We start from the raw sequence: 2,816 nt of genomic DNA on the forward strand, positions 1-2,816 counted from the left end.
CCTTCCGGGGTCACGATCAGCGGGTTGATCTCCAGCATCTCCATGTCCTTCTCGATGAACATGCGATACAGGTTCTTGACCAGCGCGACGCACTGCTTGACCTGGTTGCCTTCCAGCCCCAGCGCAAAGGCCACGCGGCGGCCGTGGAAGTCCGACAGGCCCGAAGCCGGATCGACGGAAAAGCTGACGATCTTCTCGGGCGTGTGGGCCGCGACTTCCTCGATGTCCATGCCACCCTCGGTCGAGGCGACAAAGCTGACGCGCGAGGTCTGGCGATCGACCAGCAGCGCCAGGTACAGCTCGCGGGCAATGTCGCTGCCGTCTTCGATGTAGATGCGGTTGACCTGCTTGCCCGCCGGGCCGGTCTGATGCGTGACCAGCGTGCGGCCCAGCATCTGGCGGGTCAGTTCCTCGGCCTCTTCGACCGACTTGGCGAGGCGGACGCCGCCCTTTTCACCGGCTTCTGCTTCCTTGAAATGGCCCTTGCCGCGACCGCCGGCATGGATCTGGGCCTTCACGACCCAGAGCGGGCCGTCCATTTCGCTGGCGCAGGTCTTTGCCTCGTCGGCCTTCATCACGATGCGGCCGTCGCTGACGGGCGCGCCATACTGGCGCAGCAGCGCCTTGGCCTGGTATTCGTGGATGTTCATCTCGACCCCCTCGTTCGGTTCGACAGATTTGCGGTCTTGTTACACGAGGCGACAAGGGCTTGAAACGAATTCCCGATAAAATGCCGAAAACCCGCGGGAAGCCGCTTATTGTGATCACAGTCAGATTTACTGTGATCACATTCCCGGCGCGTCCTTGGCACAAGCTTCTCGATTCGGCGGCGAAGCTCTTTAGCCGTCAGTTCAGCAGCATCATGTAAAGGACTAATCGGTCCCCAAAGAGGTTCAGGAACCGGTCCCAGTTGTCGCGGCCGGCGGTCAGGCCGGGACGACCATAGGGCAGGGCGGCGCTGCCCTGTGCCCAGTCGACCGGGTCCAGCGGCGACGGCTGATCCAGCCACATCTGCAGGTCGATGCCGTATCCCGGTGCAAAGCGCCAGAACGGGATCAGCATGCGCCCTGCCAGCGCCTCGTCCACCTCGTAAAGAATGTCCAGCCACAGGCTGCCCGTTCCCGGCGCCAGTTCGAAACCCAGTGCCGCCTGTTGCCGGTCATTCGGAATCCACTCGCGATCGTTGTCCTCTTCCTGCGCAACCACTTGCCAGAAGTTGCGGTTGGCGGCGACCATGGCGCGCAGGTGATCCCCCGCCGCACGCGTCAGGTCAGGGTCCGGCTGCTGGCGCAGTGTTTGCAGAAGAACGGCGATCCGGTCGACCATCGGTCCAAGGGCACGGGCCTGCATGTCGAGGCTGGGCGCGCGCGCCTTCTGTCCCGGCGGTTCCGCAAACTGCGCCGCAAGAGCCCGGTCCAGCGCAAGCTTCTGCGCCAGCGCGGGTTCGGGGTCGAATGCGAGGATCAGCGTCGCCATTCCTTCGATCAGGTGGGTATAGGCGCGCAGCCAATGCATGTCGGCCGCATCGAAGCGCAACTGCGTCGCGCCCTGCGGCAAGGGCAGTGCCGCAAGCTGCGCCAGCCCCTCTTGAGGGCTGCGGCGCTTGTCGGCATCGACATCCAGCCACAGGTCGGCCAGATCCAGAACCAGCGCCCCGTCCCCGGCGGGCAAGGCCTGCCGCGTCTCCTCCATCGCCAAGGACAGATCCTGCATCATCCTGTTGATGTCGTCTGCCCGCATGGCCCGCGGTTCGGGATTGGACGGCAGGGCGGCGCCCAGCACGGGCAGGGGCAGCAGGGGCTCGGTCGCGCCCATTTGCCAGCGTGCCTGATAGGCCGCTTCGATGCCGCCAAGAAAGCGGACGGCGGAAAGGGCCATGTCACGATCAGGGGACGCGGCTCGGGCCTCCAGTTGCGCAGCGGCTGCCGAAAGACCTTCCGCAGCGATCAGCCGCGACGTGGTGGTGTCATCGGCAAGCGCCGGCGCCGCGGACAAGAGCAGCAGGGCGATCAGGCGGCTCATGGGCGGCCCCTTCAATGAGCAACGGCGCGCCGATGATGGCGCGCCGTTTCCCAAGTCTCAAGCCTTGATCAGGCGAGAGTGCCGTCAATGCTCTTGCAAGCCTCGACCAGACCCTTCACGGCATCGATGGACTTGTCGAACATCGCCTGTTCGTCGCGGTCCAGGGTGATGTCGATGATCTTCTCGACGCCGTTCGCGCCGATCACGGTCGGCACGCCCACATACATGCCCTTGAGGCCATAGGCGCCGTCCACATGTGCCGCGCAGGGCAGCACGCGCTTCTGGTCCTTGAGATAGGCTTCGGCCATCTCGATGGCGCTGGTGGCGGGGGCGTAAAAGGCCGAGCCGGTCTTGAGCAGGCCCACGATCTCGGCGCCGCCGTCGCGGGTGCGCTGCACGATCGCGTCCAGCTTGTCCTGAGTGGTCCAGCCCATCTTGACCAGGTCGGGCAGCGGAATGCCTGCCACGGTCGAATAACGGGTCAGCGGCACCATCGTGTCGCCATGCCCGCCCAGAACAAAGGCCGTCACGTCGCGCATCGAGACGTTGAATTCCAACGACAGGAAGTGGCGGAAACGGGCCGAATCCAGCACGCCGGCCATGCCGCAGACCTTGTTGTGGGGCAGGCCGCTGAATTCGCGCAGCGCCCAGACCATCGCGTCCAGCGGGTTGGTGATGCAGATCACGAATGCATCGGGCGCGTGCTTGGCGATGCCTTCGCCCACGGACTTCATGACCTTGAGGTTGATGCCCAGCAGGTCGTCGCGGCTCATGCCCGGCTTGCGCGGCACGCC

Annotated in this window: 3 protein-coding genes; all 3 read right to left on the reverse strand. The window is 65.0% G+C overall.

Annotation, left to right across the window (positions count from 1 at the left end; genetic code table 11):
* Positions 1 to 650: ATP-grasp domain-containing protein (locus ACLHHB_RS10635; RefSeq protein ID WP_410218260.1), on the reverse strand; the 650-nt coding region annotated here is incomplete at its 3' end.
* A gap of 196 nt (positions 651 to 846) precedes the next feature.
* A complete protein-coding gene (locus ACLHHB_RS10640; protein ID WP_410218261.1) occupies positions 847 to 2,022 on the reverse strand; it encodes a hypothetical protein in 1,176 nt (391 codons plus the stop codon).
* Between the two features lie 68 nt (positions 2,023 to 2,090).
* A partial coding sequence (locus ACLHHB_RS10645; protein WP_410218262.1) for a malate dehydrogenase occupies positions 2,091 to 2,816 on the reverse strand: 726 nt, incomplete at its 5' end.

It is taken from the genome of Paracoccus sp. (in: a-proteobacteria) (genome assembly GCF_046462195.1).
GTDB lineage: Bacteria > Pseudomonadota > Alphaproteobacteria > Rhodobacterales > Rhodobacteraceae > Paracoccus.

What these genes read in the sequence shown, in the direction of transcription:
- ACLHHB_RS10640 (WP_410218261.1), bottom strand. Translation starts at nt 2,022, where the DNA reads ATGAGCCGCCTGATCGCCCTGCTGCTCTTGTCCGCGGCGCCGGCGCTT.